Source organism: Streptomyces achromogenes (genome assembly GCF_030816715.1).
Classification (GTDB): Bacteria; Actinomycetota; Actinomycetes; order Streptomycetales; family Streptomycetaceae; genus Streptomyces; species Streptomyces achromogenes_A.
The window spans coordinates 3,419,485-3,435,563 of the sequence record NZ_JAUSYH010000001.1 but is presented as its reverse complement, the minus strand read 5'-3'; the positions used below and the strand labels follow the sequence as shown (position 1 = coordinate 3,435,563).

The window sequence follows — 16,079 nt, the reverse complement described above, 5'->3', positions numbered from 1 at the left end:
CGGCGGCAACCCCCTGGCGGGTTGCCGCCGATCGTGTTTAGGTGCCTCCTGTGCTCTTCTTATTGACAGTCCCCTGGACACCAGCACCGACACGGACTCTGACCAGCGCATCGGCGCCGCCTTGGGCGCCCATGCCGATACCGACGCGCACGGGGGTGTGACCGCATGGCCGCAGGAGGCTTCTGCAAGCTGCCCGACGGCATGGTGGTGGTGGCGCTGAACCTGCCCCGCCCCGCGGCCCGGGAGGGCCTTCCAGGCCCCTCCACGGACGTCCGCTTCCTCGTCCACGCCCACAACCGCGCCCGCGCCCTGACCCGGCTCCGCAACCTGGGCCTGCGGGCGGTCTACCTGCGCGGCAACGCGGCGCCCCCCACCCCGGACGAGATCACGGCCGTCCTGCACCACCCGGACGGCCTCGTCTGGCGCACCACCCCTGACAACGGTGTCCCCGTGGCCGACGGGCCCGCGGGCCCCCAGCTGTGGCGCCCCGTCCGCGCCCTGCTCGACTCCGCGGCGGCGTAGCGACCCGGCCGGCGCCCCGCGGGGGCGGCTCAGTACGCCTCCACCACCCGGACGTCCTCCTCCGTGACCACGCCGTCCACGATGCGGAACGAGCGGAACTGGAACTCGCCGAGGCCGTCGGTGTCGGCGGTGGAGACCAGGACGTAGTGCGCGCCGGGCTCGTTGGCGTAGGAGATGTCGGTGCGGGAGGGGTGGGCCTCGGTCGCGGTGTGGGAGTGGTAGATGACCACCGGCTCCTCGTCGCGGTCGTCCATCTCGCGGTACAGCTTGAGCAGGTCGCCCGAGTCGAACTCGTAGAACGTGGGGGACATGGCCGCGTTCAGCATCGGGACGAAGCGCTCGGGGCGGTCCGTGCCCGCCGGGCCCGCGACGACGCCGCACGCCTCGTCGGGGTGGTCCTTGCGCGCGTGGGCGACGATCCGGTCGTGCAGGTCCTGGGTGATGGTCAGCATGGTCGCCAGGATAAGCAAAGGGGCCGTTCCGTACCGAGGGGTGGTACGGAACGGCCCACATCGCGGACGGCCGGGCCCGGGCGTCCCGCCGCGGGGGGCGCCACGAGAGCTCCCTGGGGGCGCAACGCCCGGGCGGCGATTCCGGCCGGCGGTCAGCCGACCTTCTCGAACTCCGGCTCGCGCCGGCCGGTGACCTGCGGGTTGCGGCTCTTGAGGACCGCCCAGCCGACGCCGAGGGCGGCAGCCCAGCCCGCCATCACGTACAGGCAGACCCGCGAGTCGGCGTCGTACGCGATCAGGCCGGTGACGAAGAGCAGGAACACGATGGCCACCCAGCTGAACGCCGAGCCGCCGGGGGCCGGGAAGCTGGACGCGGGCAGCCGGCCCGCGACCACCGCACGGCGGTACCGGACGTGGCTGATCAGGATCATCAGCCACGTCCAGATGCCGGCCGCGGTGGCGACGGAGGTGACGTAGCCGAAGGCCTTCTCGGGGACGACGTAGTTCAGGATCACGCCGATGCCCATGAAGAGCACCGAGACCGTGATGCCGAAGGCCGGCGCCTTGGACGCGGACAGCTTGCGGAAGACCGCCGGGGCCTCGCCGCTGTCGGCCAGGTTGCGCAGCATGCGGCCGGTCGAGTACATGCCGGAGTTGCAGGAGGACAGCGCGGCCGTCAGCACGACGAAGTTGACGATGCCCGCGCCCGCCGGGATGCCGATCTTCGCGAAGGCCACGACGAACGGGGAGGCCCCGGCGGTGAACTCGGTCCACTTCACCACGCACAGGATGACGGTGAGCGCGCCGACGTAGAACAGCGCGATGCGCCACGGCAGCGTGTTGATGGCCTTCGGCAGCGTCTTCTCCGGGTTCTCCGACTCACCGGCGGTCACGCCGACCAGCTCTACCGCGAGGTAGGCGAACATGACGCCCTGCAGGGTCATCAGGGACGAGCCGACGCCCTTGGGGAAGAAGCCGTCGAAGGCCCACAGGTTGGAGACGGCGGCGGTGTCGCCGGCCGAGCTGAAGCCGAAGGTGAGGACGCCCAGACCGATGACGATCATGCCGATCAGCGCGGTGACCTTGACCATCGAGAACCAGAACTCGAGCTCTCCGAACACCTTCACGGAGATCAGGTTCACCCCGAAGAGGATCACCAGGAAGACCAGGGCCGTGACCCACCGCGGGACGGCCGGGAACCAGAACTGGACGTAGATCGCGGCGGCCGTCAGCTCGGCCATGCCGGTGACGACCCACATCAGCCAGTACGTCCAGCCGGTGAAGTACCCGAAGAACGGGCCGAGGAACTCGCGGGAGTACTCCGCGAACGAGCCCGACACCGGGCGGTACAGCAGCAGCTCGCCGAGCGCCCGCATGATGAAGAAGACGATCACGCCGGCGAGGGCGTACATCACGATGAGGCTGGGACCGGCCTTGGCGATGTTCGCCCCGGCGGACAGGAAGAGGCCGACGCCGATGGCGCCGCCGATCGCGATCATCTGGACCTGGCGGCTGCCGAGCCCGCGTTCGTACCCCTCTTCGGGAGTGTCAGTGACGGCGGCGTCAGTGACCTTCTCGGAGGACATGTGTGGTGCGCCTTTCTCCATGCCGATCCGGACCTCTCGTCGGCCTCGGATCGGGTTTCGATCCCCCCGGACTGATGGAGCGATGCCTGGCCGGCGATCAACCGGCTCGGTGGCGCACCCGGCGGAACATACGGGTGGTGTTCGCCGGGCGGTCGTGAAGATCTATCACGCCCGCACTATCGAGCAGCGGCCGGACGTGTGGCGCACGACACCAGAAGAAGCGGATGAACGTGACACAAAGAGGACACTCCCGGCCGTCGCGGTGACGCGATCGTTATCCGGATTTGAGCGCCCTCTGAGCGAACGGGAAATGCGGAGGAACCTCCGCGTAACGGCTACGGAGGCAACGGCTACGGAGGCAAGGGCTACGGCATCAGGGTCGTCACCAGGGTCTCCTGGAGTCCGCCCAGCCACAGGTACGCCATCACCATCGGCTTGCGCGGATCCTCGTCCGGCAGCCGGTAGAGAAGGTCGGTGTCCTCCTCGTCGGTGATCTCCAGCCGGGCGCCGATCGCCAGCCGCAGGTCGTTGAGCGCCCGCAGCCACTGCTGGGACTCCTGCGGCGTCAGCTTCAGCACCGCCCCGCCCGCGTCGGCCGCCTCGGAGGCCAGCGCGTCCAGCGAGCGGACCACCGCGAGGGCGTTCTCCCGCTTGCCGGCCCGCAGGTCGTTCTCCGTGTACCGGCGGAACTCGGCGGAGTGCGCCTTCTGCTCGTCCGCCTCCCGCGGGCCCGGTGTCGCCTCCGGGTCGGTGTAGGCGTCCGGGAACAGTCGCCGGAGCACGGCATCGGCGGGCGGCTCGCTCGGACCCTCGGCGAAGAGCTCGGCGAGCGGGTCGTCGGGGGCGTCCTCGGCGGGGCCCGGGCCGATCAGCTCCAGGAGCTGCACGGCCAGCGACCGGATGATGGAGATCTCGACGTCGTCGAGCGCGACGGCCGCGCCGCCGCCGGGGAGCGGTTCGAAGTGTCCAGGCATATGAGGGGAGGCTACTTCCGGTCCTGCTGGAGGGTGGCCCACAGGCCGTACCCGTGCATGGCCTGCACGTCGCGTTCCATCTCCTCGCGGGATCCGCTGGAGACGACCGCCCGGCCCTTGTGGTGGACGTCGAGCATGAGCTTGGTGGCCTTGTCCTTGGAGTAGCCGAAGTACGCCTGGAAGACGTACGTCACGTAGCTCATGAGGTTGACCGGGTCGTTGTGCACGATCGTGACCCAGGGGACGTCCGGCTCGGGTACGGCGAAGACCTCCTCCGCCGACTCGGTGCGTTCGATCTCAAGGGGAGCGGGTGACGTCACAAGGCCCATGCTGCCACGCCGCACTGAAATCGTCACACCGACGAAAAGGGGGTAGCATCCTCGTCATGAACACAGCGGACCTTGGGCTGCCGGTGCGAGTCCCGTCGACGGCGCTCTTCACGGACCAGTACGAGCTGACGATGCTGCAGGCCGCGTTGAAGGCGGGTACCGCCGAACGCCGCAGCGTGTTCGAGGTCTTCACCCGCCGACTGCCGGACGGCCGCCGCTACGGTGTCGTCGCCGGCACCGGCCGGGTCCTCGACGCGGTGGAGAACTTCCGCTTCGGCACCGACCTCCTCGCCTTCCTGCGCGAACGCGACATCGTCGACGAGACGACCCTCGACTGGCTCGCCGGATACCGCTTCTCGGGTGACGTCAGCGGCTACCCCGAGGGTGAGGTCTACTTCCCCGGCTCGCCGATCATGCGCGTCGAGGGCTCCTTCGCCGAATGCGTCCTCCTCGAGACCGTCATCCTCTCCATCCTCAACCACGACTCCGCGATCGCCGCCGCGGCCTCCCGCATGTCCTCCGCCGCAGGCGAGCGCCCCCTCATCGAGATGGGCGCCCGCCGCACCCACGAACTCGCCGCGGTCGCCGCCGCCCGCGCCGCCTACGTCGGCGGCTTCACCACCACATCCGACCTCGCCGCCGGCTTCCGCTACGGCATCCCCACCGTCGGCACCAGCGCCCACGCCTTCACCCTCCTGCACGACACCGAGCGGGACGCCTTCCGGGCGCAGATCGACTCCCTCGGCCGGGGCACCACCCTCCTCGTGGACACCTACGACGTCGCCGAAGCCGTCCGCACCGCCGTCGACGTCGCCGGACCCGAGCTCGGCGCCGTCCGCATCGACTCCGGCGACCTCCTCCTCGTCGCCCACCGGGTACGCCAGCAGCTCGACGACCTCGGCGCCACCGGCACCCGCATCATCGTCACCTCCGACCTCGACGAATACGCCATCGCCTCCCTCGCCGCGGCCCCCGTGGACGCCTACGGCGTCGGCACCCAGCTCGTCACCGGCTCCGGACACCCCACGGCCTCCATGGTCTACAAGCTCGTCGCCCGCGCCGAGTCCGACGACCCGGCCGCCCCGCTCGTCCCGGTGGCGAAGAAGTCGACCGGCGGCAAGACGTCGGTCGGCGGCCGCAAGTGGGCCGCCCGCCGCCTCGACGCGTACGGCGTCGCCGAGGCCGAGGTCGTCGGCACCGGCGACGTCCCCGCCGACCTGGCCGACCGCCAGCTGCTCGTCGACCTCGTCAGGGCCGGCGAGGTCGTCGCCCGCGAACCCCTCGACACCGTCCGCGACCGCCACACGGCCGCCCGCGCCGGCCTGCCCCTGTCCGCCACCCAGCTCTCCCGCGGCGAACCCGTCCTCCCCACGGAGTATGTGCACTGCCCGTCGGGTAACTAGGACACGACCCGGGCCCCGGAACCGGCGTGCGGGAGCGCGCCGGGCCCGCCCCCGCCCCCTCCCGTACCGCCGGCAAAGTCTCTAGGCTCAATTACTTCACCCTCCTCCGGCTCGCAAGAACCGGTGGACCCCCACCGAAGGACACCGCCCATGCGCCGCGCCTTGATCGTCGTAGACGTGCAGAACGACTTCTGCGAGGGAGGCAGCCTCGCGGTGGCCGGCGGCGCCGACGTGGCCGCCGCCATCACCGAACTGATCGGCCAGGCCCCCGCCGGGTACCGGCACGTCGTAGCCACCCGCGACCACCACATCGCGCCCGGCGGCCACTTCGCCGACAACCCCGACTACGTCCACTCCTGGCCCGCGCACTGCGTCGCCGGCACCGAGGGCGTCGGCTTCCACCCCAACTTCGCCCCGGCCGTCGCCTCCGGCGCCGTCGACGCCGTCTTCTCCAAAGGCGACTACTCCGCCGCCTACAGCGGCTTCGAAGGCGCCGACGAGAACGGCGTCGGCCTCGGCGACTGGCTGCGCGACCGGCAGATCGACGAGGTCGACGTCGTCGGCATCGCCACCGACCACTGCGTGCGGGCCACCGCCCTGGACGCCGCCCGCGCGGGCTTCCGCACCCAGGTCCTGCTGTCCCTCACCGCCGGCGTGGCCGAGGACACCACCGACCGGGCCCTGGAGGACATGCGCGCGGCGGGCGTCCACCTGACGGGAAAGCCCGTCGTCTGACCTGCCCCCGCGCCGCGACGGGCCGCGACGGGCCGCCCGAGGCGAACCCGGCACCCGCCGAGCGGGCCGACCCCGCGGGAAGGCCCCGAACGGCGCAATCCCACCGCCTGGACACAATCCGTCCGCCATATGGGATCACACTCCGGACACCTGACCGGGAATCGATACGATGAGCCCATGGTTCTGAACGACGTGAGCGACAAGACGCCGGGCGCACTGCTCGTGGCGCGGCTGCACGTCGACCTGTGCAGGCTCGCCAGCGCCATCTGTTGACGCAGGCCCTGCCGCCGTGGGCCGTGAGCCGCGGCGTCCCACACGCACGTTTCCGCGCTGCCCACACCTTCCGACAGGAGCCCTCAGCCATGGCCATCGAGGTCCGCATCCCCACCATCCTCCGCCAGTACACCGACGGTCAGAAGGCGGTGGAGGGCAGCGGTGAGACCCTCGCCGACCTGTTCACCGACCTCGAGACCCGGCATGCGGGCATCCACGCCCGCATCGTGGACGACGGCAAGCTGCGCCGCTTCGTCAACGTGTACCTGAACGACGAGGACGTCCGCTTCGTCGACGGCATCGACACCAAGCTGACCGACGGCGACACCGTGACCATCCTGCCGGCCGTCGCCGGCGGCATGGCCTGATCGGCCGCCGCACCCCATGCGTTACGACTCCCCGCTGGCCGCGGTGGGCAACACCCCGCTGGTGCGCCTGCCGCGGCTCTCGCCGTCCGCCGACGTCCGCATCTGGGCGAAGCTCGAGGACCGCAACCCCACCGGCTCCGTCAAGGACCGCCCCGCCCTGCACATGGTGGAACAGGCCGAGAAGGACGGCCGCCTCACCCCCGGCTGCACCATCCTCGAGCCCACCAGCGGCAACACCGGCATCTCCCTCGCCATGGCGGCCAAGCTCAAGGGCTACCGCATCGTCTGCGTGATGCCCGAGAACACCTCGCAGGAACGCCGCGACCTGCTCGCCATGTGGGGCGCCGAGATCATCTCCTCCCCGGCCGCCGGCGGATCCAACACCGCCGTGCGCGTCGCCAAGGAACTCGCCGCCGAGCACCCCGACTGGGTGATGCTCTACCAGTACGGCAACCCCGACAACGCGGGCGCCCACTACGCCACCACCGGCCCGGAGATCCTCGCCGACCTCCCCTCCATCACCCACTTCGTCGCCGGTCTCGGCACGACGGGCACGCTGATGGGCGTCGGCCGGTTCCTCCGCGAGAACAAGCCGGACGTGAAGATCGTCGCCGCCGAGCCACGCTACGACGACCTCGTCTACGGCCTGCGCAACCTCGACGAGGGCTTCGTGCCCGAGTTGTACGACGCCTCCGTCCTCACCACCCGCTTCTCCGTCGGCTCGGCCGACGCCGTCACCCGCACTCGGGAACTCCTCCAGCAGGAGGGCATCTTCGCCGGCGTCTCCACCGGCGCCGCCCTGCACGCTGCGATCGGCGTCGGCAACAAGGCGCTGAAGGCGGGGGAGAGCGCCGACATCGCGTTCGTCGTCGCGGACGGCGGCTGGAAGTACCTGTCGACGGGCGTCTACACCGCGGCCACCACGGAGGAGGCGATCGAGACCCTCCAGGGCCAGCTCTGGGCGTAGGCCGCAGGCCGGCAGCCGCGCGGGACCGCGGGCGGCAGGCCGCCTACGCGCATACAGGCCGCAGGCGGGCAGGCCCGTGCCGGGACCGCGGGCCGCCTGGGCATACCGGCCGCGGGTCCGCAGGCCGCGGAGGGATCGCCGGGAGCCGTACCGGGCCCGGGGGACCGGGGTACCGGCCAGGGCCCGGGGGACCCGGCCAGGTCACGGCACGGCTCAGGCGGTCAGATGACGGACCTGGTCCCACAGGGCCGGGTCCACGACCCCCACCCGGCGCCGGAACTCCCGCACCCGGACCTGGCGCAACTCCTCCGTCTCCAGGAAGCTCGGCCGCCCCTGCGCGTCCCCGACCGCGCCCGGCGGCAGCCGGATCACCCCGGGCCGCTCGTCACGGTACTTACTGGTGATCTTCGCGACCGTCACCCGGTCGCCGCGCACCGCCAGCACCAGACACGGCCGGTCCTTGGCCCGCCCGTCTCCCGCCGTCGCTCGTCGCCCGGCCCCCCGCGGCTCCGGCCCGTCCTCGTACGGCACGTTCGCCCACCAGATCTCCGCCGGCTGCGGCCGCCCCGCGCGATCACGCCCCCGCGCCGGCCGTCCCGTCGGCGGACGCTTCGGCCGACCCGGCGGCCGGGTCCCGCCTCCCCGCGGACGCCGCCCGCGACCCCAGCCGTCCACGAGCGCGGCGACCAGCGCCAGCAGTACCACCGCGGCGAGCGCGAGCCACCAGGACGTGTCCATACGACGACGTTACCGGCGGCCCCACCAGCGCGCGACCATCCACGCGCGCCCCCTCCTGCACCCTGCACGCCCCTGGTCCAGCCGAACCGGTGACAGCACAGGTGAGTTCGCCCACAACGGCCCCTGGCGGAGGAGCGACCCGGGGTTTTGCGCCTTACGCTCGACGAACCGCACGACCCCTGTTTCCCCATGTGGCGATCATTCGTTCACGGTCCCTCCCGGACCCTTCCCGGTTACCCGCCAGCGGAGGTTTCTGCTTTATGAAGCTCACCGTCGTCGGCTGCTCGGGGTCGTTCCCCTCCGCGGAATCGGCCTGCTCGAGCTACCTCGTCGAGGCCGACGGCTTCCGGCTGCTTCTCGACATGGGCAACGGCGCCCTGGGCGAGCTGCAGCGCCACTGCGGTCTCTACGACCTCGACGCGATCTTCCTGAGCCATCTGCACGCCGACCACTGCATCGACATGTGCGCGTACTTCGTCGCGCGCTACTACCGGCACGACGGCGGGCGCTGCGACCCCATCCCGGTCTACGGCCCCGAGGGCACCGAGCACCGCCTGACCACCGCCTACGCCGACACCCCCTCGGCCTCCTCCATGAGCGAGGTCTTCGACTTCCACACGGTCAAGCCGTCCACCTTCGACATCGGCCCGTTCACCGTGCACACGGAACGGGTCGCCCACCCGGTGGAGGCCTACGGCATCCGTGTCGAACACGGCGGCAGATCGCTGACGTACTCCGGCGACACCGGCGTCAGTCCCGCACTGCTGGAACTCGCCCGCGACACGGACCTGTTCCTCTGCGAGGCCGCCTTCACCCACGGCAAGGAGAACATCCCCGACCTGCACCTCAACGGGCGCGAGGCCGGCGAGACGGCGAGCCGGGCGGGCGCGCGCAAGCTCGTGCTGACCCACATCCCGCCGTGGACCGACCCCCAGGTCAACCTCGAGGACGCCCGCGCGGTGTTCGACGGCCCGGTGGAACTGGCCGCGCCACGGCAGACGTACGAGATCTGACCCCCCGCACGCAGACGAAGACCCCCGGAGCGGTTCAGGGCTCCGGGGGTCTTCGCGTGTCGCGTCCGCGTGGACGGGGTTCTCCCGCCTACGCCTTGGTGAGGTCCTCGACCTCCTCCTCGGGCTCCCGGCCCGGGGTGGGGAGGTTGAACTTGGTGATCGCGAAGCGGAAGACGACGTAGTAGATCGCGCCGAAGACCAGACCGACCGGGATCATCAGCCAGGGCTTGGTGGAGATGCCCCAGTTGATGAACACGTCGATGAAGCCCGCCGAGAAGCTGAAGCCCATGTGTATGCCCAGCGCCCACGTCACGGCCATCGAGATCGCGGTGAGGACCGCGTGGATGGCGTAGAGGACCGGCGCGATGAACATGAAGGTGAACTCGATCGGCTCGGTGACACCGGTGATGAACGACGTCAGGGCCATCGACATCATCATGCCCAGCACGGCCTTGCGGCGCTCCGGACGAGCGGAGTGCGCGATGGCGAGGGCCGCGGCCGGGAGACCGAACATCATGATCGGGAAGAAGCCTGTCATGAACATACCGGCGTGCGGATCACCAGCGAAGAAGCGCGGCAGGTCACCGTGGAAGACGGTGCCGGCGGAGTCGGTGAAGTCGCCGATCTGGAACCAGGCGACGGAGTTCACGAACTGGTGCATGCCGATCGGGATCAGCGCGCGGTTGATGAGACCGAAGAGCGCGGCGCCGAAGGAGCCGAGACCGGTCATCCACTCGCCGAAGTCGGTGATGACGTCACCGATGGGCTCCCAGCCCAGCACGACCAGCACACCGAGGGCGGTGCCGACGACGGAGGTCATGATCGGCACGAGCCGGCGGCCGTTGAAGAAGCCGAGCCAGTCGACGAGCCTCTTGCGGTGGTAGCGCTGCCACAGCACGGCGGTCAGCAGACCGAGGATGATGCCGCCGAGTACGCCCGGGTTCTGGAAGCTCGCCGTCTGCGCGGCTTCGTTGCCCTTCTGCCAGAAGCCGCCGAAAAGGCCGGTCGACGTATAGGCGGCGCCCTCGTGGCCGTCCTTGATCGGGTACTGGTGGATCACCGCGTAGTAGGTGAGGAAGCCGACCACGGCGGCCAGCGCGGTCGAACCGTCGGCCTTCTTGGCGAAGCCGATGGCCACGCCTATGCAGAACAGCAGGGGCAGCCCGAAGGAACTGTCCAGCAGGGCGCCGCCGGCCCCGGCGAACACCTTCGCCACGTCCGCCGGGATGTGGAACCGCTCCTGGGAGTCCGGCTGGCCCAGCCGCAGCAGCAGACCCGCCGCCGGCAGCACGGCGATGGGCAGCTGAAGGCTTCGGCCGACCTTCTGGAGGCCCTGGAAAAGGCCGGATCCCCACTTCTTCGCAGGGGCCGCCGTGGGCGCGGTGGCGGTGCTCATAGACTTCCTCCATCGGTGATGGTCTACACCACTCAGTGGTGTAGACCATGTTCTAGCACGATGGTGGCGATATAAGGAACCCGTCAAACACGCAACGGATGAACTACGCCCCGTGCCGGATCTTGGACGTTCGTTCCGTCGCCCACCGCGCACGGGAAGGGCCCCCGGAACCGAAGTTCCGAGGGCCCTTCGCCCAGCACCGCAACCGACGCCGCCGACCTCCGCTCAGGCTTTCGTGACGTCCTCCCGCTCCTCCTCCGGCTCCCGGCCCGGCGTCTTCAGATCGAACCTCGTGATCGCGAACCGGAAGATCACGTAATAGACGGCCGCGAAACACAGACCGATCAGGACGATCGCCCACGGCCGCGTCGCCAGGTTCCAGTTGATGACGTAGTCGATCAACCCCGCCGAGAAACTGAACCCGTCATGCACCCCCAACCCCCACGTCACCGCCATCGACACACCCGTCAGCACCGCATGCACCGCATACAACAACGGCGCCACGAACAGGAACGAGTACTCGATCGGCTCGGTGATGCCCGTCACGAACGAAGTCAACGCGACCGACAGCATCAGCCCCCCGACCTCCTTACGGCGGCCCGGCCTCGCACAGTGCGTGATCGCGAGCGCCGCCGCGGGCAACGCGAACATCATGATCGGGAAGAAGCCCGAGGTGAACTGCCCCGCGTCCGGGTCGCCCGCCAGGAACATGTTGATGTCACCGTGCACCACCGAACCGTCCGGCTTCGTGAAACTCCCGAACTGGAACCAGATGGGCACGTTCAGGAACTGATGCAGACCGATCACCAGCAACGCCCGGTTCGCCACCCCGAAAATGCCCGCACCCCACGCGTCCAGCCCGTCCAGCCAGTCGCTGAAGTTCTCCAGAGCGTCACCGATCGGCGGCCACACCCACAGACACAACGCCGCGAACGCGATCGCGACGAACGCCATGATGATCGGCACCAGCCGCCGCCCGTTGAAGAACCCCAGCCAGTCCACCAGCTTCGTCCGGTGGTACCGCTGCCAGAAGAACGCCGTCAGCAGACCCATCACGATCCCGCCGAACACCCCCGGATTCTGGTACGCGAACGCCCCCACCGTGTTGTCCGTCGCCTGACACCCGATGTTCGGGATCACCTTCGAACCCGGCGCACAGTCCTCCGGGAACTGCCGCAACACGTTGTAGTAGACGAGGAATCCCGCCACCGCCGCCAGCGCCGTCGAACCGTCCGACTTCTTCGCCATGCCGATCGCCACACCGATGCAGAACAACAGGGGAAGACCGAGAGCGCCGTCGAGCAGCGCCGCGCCCGCACCCGCCATCACCTTCGCCACGTCCGTCCAGCCCAGCCCGTCGTCCCCGAACACATCAGGCTGACCCAGCCGGTTGAGGATGCCCGCGGCCGGCAGCACCGCGATCGGCAACTGCAGACTCCGGCCCATCTTCTGCAGACCCTGGAACGCGCTCTGCCAGCGCCTGCGCGCAGGACTGACCTCGGACCGGGCGCTCTCGGCACTCATCGTTTGGCGACCGCCTGTCAGGTGGTGTAGACCAGCTACGGACGACTGGGTTGCGGCGACGTCATCACTGACGTCATCCTTCGCTACACCCGACACAATCGCTCGCGAAGTTGGGCCGACTGTGGGTTACTGCCACCAGCGGTCCGACACGCAATCACGGCCGGCACCAGGGAATTCAGGGAGACCGAACATGGCCACCAAGGCTGAGAAGATCGTCGCCGGACTCGGCGGGCTCGACAACATCGAAGAGATCGAAGGCTGCATCACCCGCCTGCGCACCGAGGTCAGCGACGCCTCACTCGTCGACGAAGCCGCCCTGAAGGCCGCCGGCGCCCACGGCGTCGTCAAGATGGGCACCGCCATCCAGGTCGTCATCGGCACCGACGCCGACCCCATCGCAGCGGAGATCGAAGACATGATTTGAATCCTCCCCTCCCTGAAGGGAAGGGGATTCCCGGCTCAGGCCGCCTCCTGGAGCAGTGCTCCAGGAGGTCTGGCACCATCGGCGCCAGCCGGGTTGAGACCAGCCCGGACGAGCCGGACGTGTGCGGAGTTCTTGTCCCGTGGGGACGTGTTTCCGCACGCGGTGCAGGTGTAAATGCGCTCACCCAGCGGCAGGCGATGCTTGGCTCTCGCATCGCAGTGCGCGCAGTCCCTCGTGGTGTGCGCGGGATGGACGAGACGGATGTCCCGCCCGTGTTTGCGGCCCATCTCGATCAGCGCGGCCTTGGTGGCGCCGATGGCGGCGTCAGCGGCCTTGCGGGCCATGGTGCCCTTGGCGAGGAACCTGGGACGGAAGTCCTCGACAGCGATGGCGTGGTGGTCGCGGACGACCTTCTCGGCCCACTTGCGGCCGGTGTCCTCACGCTGCCTGGCAACCTTCTTGTGTGCCTTCGCCCGCAGTCTCTTCGCCTCGCGGTAGCCCGTCGATGCGGGCCGGCCTTTCTTCGGTCTACGGCGGGCCATCATCCGGTCGTACCGCGTCAGCTTCGTCTGGGCCTTCCTGCCATGCCCGGGATGGGGGAGGTCGTGGGCATCGGATGTGGTGGTCGCGGTCTCCTTCACACCCCAGTCGACGCCGAGTACGCGGCAGGGACGGCCGGGACGCCGTGCCGTCCCGAACCCTCCGAAAGACCATACGTACGACAGCCGCACAAACGCCCCCGAATCACCAGCCATCACCCCGACCGGTGATCATGGGTACACGCGTTCGCATCGCCTTGGCGATGGCTACGACGGCACGGGCACTCCGCGCCCTGAACCTGATAAGGCGACGCTCCGCGACACGACACCCGGATGCGATTCCTCCCCGGCGTGAACGCCGGGCCTTCTCGCAAGAAACAGGTGAGCCCAGCGCTCACACCCAGCGGCTGGCTTCCCGGGGGCAGGCTCCACCCACCACGGGAGGAGCCCCTTCGCGGTACGGCTAGGCTCAGCGCCATGTCTCGCATCGACGGCCGCACCCCCGAACAGCTCCGCCCCGTCACCATCGAACGCGGCTGGAGCAAGCACGCCGAAGGCTCCGTCCTCGTCTCCTTCGGCGACACCAAGGTCTTCTGCACCGCCACCGTCACCGAAGGCGTCCCCCGCTGGCGCAAAGGCAGCGGCGAAGGCTGGGTCACCGCCGAATACTCCATGCTCCCCCGCGCCACCAACACCCGCGGCGACCGCGAATCCGTCCGCGGCAAGATCGGCGGCCGCACCCACGAGATCTCCCGCCTCATCGGCCGCTCCCTGCGCGCCGTCATCGACTACAAGGCCCTCGGCGAGAACACCATCGTCCTCGACTGCGACGTCCTCCAGGCCGACGGCGGCACCCGCACCGCCGCCATCACCGGCGCGTACGTCGCCCTCGCCGACGCCGTCTCCTGGGCCCAGGGCAAGAAGCTGATCAAGGCAGGCCGCCAGCCCCTCACCGGCACCGTGTCCGCCGTCTCCGTCGGCATCGTCGGCGGCATCCCGCTCCTCGACCTCCGCTACGAGGAGGACGTCCGCGCCGAGACCGACATGAACGTCGTCTGCACCGGCGACGGCCGCTTCGTCGAGGTCCAGGGCACCGCCGAGGCCGAGCCGTTCGCCCGCGACGAACTCAACTCCCTGCTCGACCTCGCCGTTTCCGGCTGCGCCGAACTGACCGCGCTGCAGCGCACGGCACTTGATACCGTCCTCGAAAAGTAAAGGGAACACCAAGAACGGTGGCGGACACGGGCAACCGGTCCGCCCGCCGTCGCGTCTAGGCCAGTACACCGACGGGGGCCTCCTGGGCCTGGCAAGGGGAGGAACACAAGTTATGTCCACGGCCGCGAGCCGACGCCCACTCCGGCGTCGCCGAACCGTCATCGCCGCCACCACGGCGGCCGTCGCCCTCACCCTGGGACTGACGGCCACCGGCTGCGACGCGGTCAACAAGGCCCTCGACTGCGTCCAGACCGCGGACTCGATCGCCGACAGCGTCACCGACCTCCAGCAGGCCGTGGAGAACGCCGCGAACGACCCGACCCAGACGCAGGAGTCGCTGACCTCCATCGAGAACAACCTCGACAAGATAGGCGACAAGACGGACAACGCCGACGTCGACAAGGCCGTCGACGACCTCCGGAAAGCCGTCGCGAACGTCCGCACCGCCGTCGAGAACGGCGACAGGACCCCCGACGTCAGCCCCGTCACCGACGCGGCCGGCGAACTGACGAAGGTCTGCACCCCGTAGGACCGGACCGGCCGGGGCGGCCGGGATACTGGTGGACATGACCCGCCTGATCCTCGCCACCCGCAACGCCGGAAAGATCACCGAACTCAGGTCGATCCTCGCCGACGCAGGTCTGCCCCACGACCTCGTCGGCGCGGACGCCTACCCCGACATCCCCGACGTCAGGGAAACCGGCGTCACCTTCGCCGAGAACGCCCTCCTCAAGGCCCACGCCCTCGCCCGGGCCACCGGCCACCCGGCCGTCGCCGACGACTCCGGCCTGTGCGTGGACGTCCTCAACGGCGCCCCCGGCATCTTCTCCGCCCGCTGGTGCGGCACACACGGCGACGACAAGGCCAACCTCGACCTCCTCCTGGCCCAGCTGTCCGACATCGCGGACGAACACCGCGGCGCCCACTTCGCCTGCGCGGCGGCGTTGGCCCTGCCGGACGGGCGGGAACGGGTGGTCGAGGGCCGGCTGACGGGCGTCCTGCGCTTCGCGCCCACGGGCACGAACGGCTTCGGCTACGACCCGATCCTCCAGCCCGACGGCGAGACGCGCACGTGCGCGGAACTGACGGCGGAGGAGAAGAACGCGATCAGTCACCGAGGCAAGGCGTTCCGAGGGCTGGTACCGGCGGTACGGGAGTTGCTGGGCTGAGGCTGCCCGCAGAAACGGCCTGTGAATCATTCTTTCGATTCACAGGCCGTTTATGTGCGGCGGAAGGGATTCGAACCCTCAAACCCCGTCGGGGTCACAGATCCTAAGTCTGCTGTGTCGCCATTGCACCACCGCCGCTAGCCGTCTGTCATCGTACCGGGAGTTGCTTCCCGACTTCTGCCTCCCCTGCACCAGGTGCTGGTGGGGGCGTGGCAGTTGGGGCACGGCAACCGCAGATTCTCCCGTCGATCGTCGCTCCGGTCCCCGTTGATGTGATCGACCTCCAAGGTCATGGGCTCGCCGAGCCACTCGGGGTGGGTTCCGCACCGGGCGCATTGTTCGGGTACGCCGATCGCGCCGAGTGCTCGGCGTAGGCGTTTGGCCGAGGTTCGACGCTTGCCTTCGTGCTGGACAGTCACGCGCGAAACGTGAAGCGGCCCGCGTCGGGGTGT

Annotated in this window: 18 protein-coding genes, 1 tRNA gene and 2 pseudogenes; 11 read left to right on the top strand and 10 right to left on the bottom strand. The window is 69.7% G+C overall.

Annotation, left to right across the window (positions count from 1 at the left end):
• The first annotated feature begins 165 nt into the window (after nucleotides 1-165).
• Nucleotides 166-522 carry a hypothetical protein gene (locus tag QF032_RS15450; RefSeq protein WP_307056240.1) on the top strand — a complete coding sequence of 119 codons (357 nt, stop codon included), beginning with the start codon at nucleotides 166-168 and terminating at the stop codon, nucleotides 520-522.
• Nucleotides 523-551: 29 nt separating this feature from the next.
• Here QF032_RS15450 and QF032_RS15445 read toward each other — a convergent pair whose 3' ends face one another.
• The 4 genes from QF032_RS15445 to clpS form a co-directional block, all read right to left on the bottom strand.
• Complete coding sequence (locus QF032_RS15445) at nucleotides 552-974, bottom strand: M67 family metallopeptidase (protein WP_306952033.1); 423 nt, start codon at nucleotides 972-974, stop codon at nucleotides 552-554.
• A gap of 152 nt (nucleotides 975-1,126) precedes the next feature.
• Nucleotides 1,127-2,560 carry an amino acid permease gene (locus tag QF032_RS15440; RefSeq protein WP_307056239.1) on the bottom strand — a complete coding sequence of 478 codons (1,434 nt, stop codon included), beginning with the start codon at nucleotides 2,558-2,560 and terminating at the stop codon, nucleotides 1,127-1,129.
• Nucleotides 2,561-2,925: 365 nt separating this feature from the next.
• Nucleotides 2,926-3,534 (bottom strand): DUF2017 domain-containing protein, encoded by a 609-nt coding sequence (locus QF032_RS15435; protein ID WP_306952037.1) that lies wholly within the window; start codon nucleotides 3,532-3,534, stop codon nucleotides 2,926-2,928.
• An 11-nt stretch (nucleotides 3,535-3,545) separates the two neighbouring features.
• Nucleotides 3,546-3,863, bottom strand: a complete 318-nt coding sequence (gene clpS, locus QF032_RS15430; RefSeq protein ID WP_057574446.1) for an ATP-dependent Clp protease adapter ClpS — start codon at nucleotides 3,861-3,863, stop codon at nucleotides 3,546-3,548.
• A gap of 56 nt (nucleotides 3,864-3,919) precedes the next feature.
• On the opposite strand from clpS, the gene QF032_RS15425 reads away from it, so the two are divergent.
• The 5 genes from QF032_RS15425 to QF032_RS15405 all read left to right on the top strand — a co-directional run bounded on the left by QF032_RS15425 (nucleotide 3,920) and on the right by QF032_RS15405 (nucleotide 7,609).
• Nucleotides 3,920-5,266 (top strand): nicotinate phosphoribosyltransferase, encoded by a 1,347-nt coding sequence (locus tag QF032_RS15425; RefSeq protein WP_307056238.1) that lies wholly within the window; start codon nucleotides 3,920-3,922, stop codon nucleotides 5,264-5,266.
• Nucleotides 5,267-5,416: 150 nt separating this feature from the next.
• Nucleotides 5,417-6,001, top strand: coding sequence for an isochorismatase family protein (locus tag QF032_RS15420; RefSeq protein WP_306952041.1), 585 nt, complete (start codon nucleotides 5,417-5,419; stop codon nucleotides 5,999-6,001).
• A 177-nt stretch (nucleotides 6,002-6,178) separates the two neighbouring features.
• Nucleotides 6,179-6,274 carry a winged helix-turn-helix domain-containing protein gene (locus QF032_RS15415; protein ID WP_216825713.1) on the top strand — a complete coding sequence of 32 codons (96 nt, stop codon included), beginning with the start codon at nucleotides 6,179-6,181 and terminating at the stop codon, nucleotides 6,272-6,274.
• A gap of 89 nt (nucleotides 6,275-6,363) precedes the next feature.
• Complete coding sequence (locus QF032_RS15410; protein WP_057574449.1) at nucleotides 6,364-6,642, top strand: MoaD/ThiS family protein; 279 nt, start codon at nucleotides 6,364-6,366, stop codon at nucleotides 6,640-6,642.
• Between the two features lie 16 nt (nucleotides 6,643-6,658).
• Nucleotides 6,659-7,609, top strand: coding sequence for a PLP-dependent cysteine synthase family protein (locus tag QF032_RS15405; protein ID WP_107443741.1), 951 nt, complete (start codon nucleotides 6,659-6,661; stop codon nucleotides 7,607-7,609).
• A gap of 213 nt (nucleotides 7,610-7,822) precedes the next feature.
• On the opposite strand, the gene QF032_RS15400 is transcribed toward QF032_RS15405, so the two are convergent.
• Nucleotides 7,823-8,347, bottom strand: a complete 525-nt coding sequence (locus tag QF032_RS15400; protein ID WP_307056237.1) for a type II toxin-antitoxin system PemK/MazF family toxin — start codon at nucleotides 8,345-8,347, stop codon at nucleotides 7,823-7,825.
• Nucleotides 8,348-8,607: 260 nt separating this feature from the next.
• Here QF032_RS15400 and QF032_RS15395 point away from each other — a divergent pair, with 260 nt between their 5' ends.
• Nucleotides 8,608-9,360, top strand: coding sequence for an MBL fold metallo-hydrolase (locus QF032_RS15395; RefSeq protein WP_306952049.1), 753 nt, complete (start codon nucleotides 8,608-8,610; stop codon nucleotides 9,358-9,360).
• An 88-nt stretch (nucleotides 9,361-9,448) separates the two neighbouring features.
• On the opposite strand, the gene QF032_RS15390 is transcribed toward QF032_RS15395, so the two are convergent.
• Entirely contained in the window at nucleotides 9,449-10,756 is a 1,308-nt protein-coding gene (locus tag QF032_RS15390; protein ID WP_307043321.1) for a PTS transporter subunit EIIC, read from the bottom strand.
• A gap of 225 nt (nucleotides 10,757-10,981) precedes the next feature.
• Nucleotides 10,982-12,280, bottom strand: coding sequence for a PTS transporter subunit EIIC (locus tag QF032_RS15385; RefSeq protein ID WP_307043320.1), 1,299 nt, complete (start codon nucleotides 12,278-12,280; stop codon nucleotides 10,982-10,984).
• A 190-nt stretch (nucleotides 12,281-12,470) separates the two neighbouring features.
• On the opposite strand from QF032_RS15385, the gene QF032_RS15380 reads away from it, so the two are divergent.
• Nucleotides 12,471-12,704 (top strand): PTS glucose/sucrose transporter subunit IIB, encoded by a 234-nt coding sequence (locus tag QF032_RS15380; protein ID WP_306952052.1) that lies wholly within the window; start codon nucleotides 12,471-12,473, stop codon nucleotides 12,702-12,704.
• Between the two features lie 35 nt (nucleotides 12,705-12,739).
• On the opposite strand, the pseudogene QF032_RS15375 reads toward QF032_RS15380, so the two are convergent.
• Nucleotides 12,740-13,369: pseudogene (locus QF032_RS15375) on the bottom strand (RNA-guided endonuclease InsQ/TnpB family protein); the annotation flags it as partial.
• A 351-nt stretch (nucleotides 13,370-13,720) separates the two neighbouring features.
• On the opposite strand from QF032_RS15375, the gene rph reads away from it, so the two are divergent.
• The 3 genes from rph to rdgB all read left to right on the top strand — a co-directional run bounded on the left by rph (nucleotide 13,721) and on the right by rdgB (nucleotide 15,627).
• The gene (gene rph / locus QF032_RS15370; protein WP_307043318.1) at nucleotides 13,721-14,458 is read left to right on the top strand and encodes a ribonuclease PH; all 738 of its coding nucleotides are present in this window, start codon (nucleotides 13,721-13,723) and stop codon (nucleotides 14,456-14,458) included.
• A gap of 112 nt (nucleotides 14,459-14,570) precedes the next feature.
• Nucleotides 14,571-14,987, top strand: a complete 417-nt coding sequence (locus QF032_RS15365; RefSeq protein ID WP_307056236.1) for a hypothetical protein — start codon at nucleotides 14,571-14,573, stop codon at nucleotides 14,985-14,987.
• Between the two features lie 37 nt (nucleotides 14,988-15,024).
• Nucleotides 15,025-15,627 (top strand): RdgB/HAM1 family non-canonical purine NTP pyrophosphatase, encoded by a 603-nt coding sequence (rdgB, locus tag QF032_RS15360; RefSeq protein ID WP_307056235.1) that lies wholly within the window; start codon nucleotides 15,025-15,027, stop codon nucleotides 15,625-15,627.
• Nucleotides 15,628-15,682: 55 nt separating this feature from the next.
• Here the strand turns inward: rdgB and QF032_RS15355 are convergent.
• Both QF032_RS15355 and QF032_RS15350 read right to left on the bottom strand, forming a co-directional pair.
• Nucleotides 15,683-15,765, bottom strand: a tRNA-Leu gene (locus QF032_RS15355).
• Nucleotides 15,765-16,046, bottom strand: a pseudogene (locus QF032_RS15350) (HNH endonuclease); the annotation flags it as partial. The gene QF032_RS15355 and the pseudogene QF032_RS15350, both read right to left, overlap by 1 nt.
• Nucleotides 16,047-16,079 lie beyond the last annotated feature (33 nt).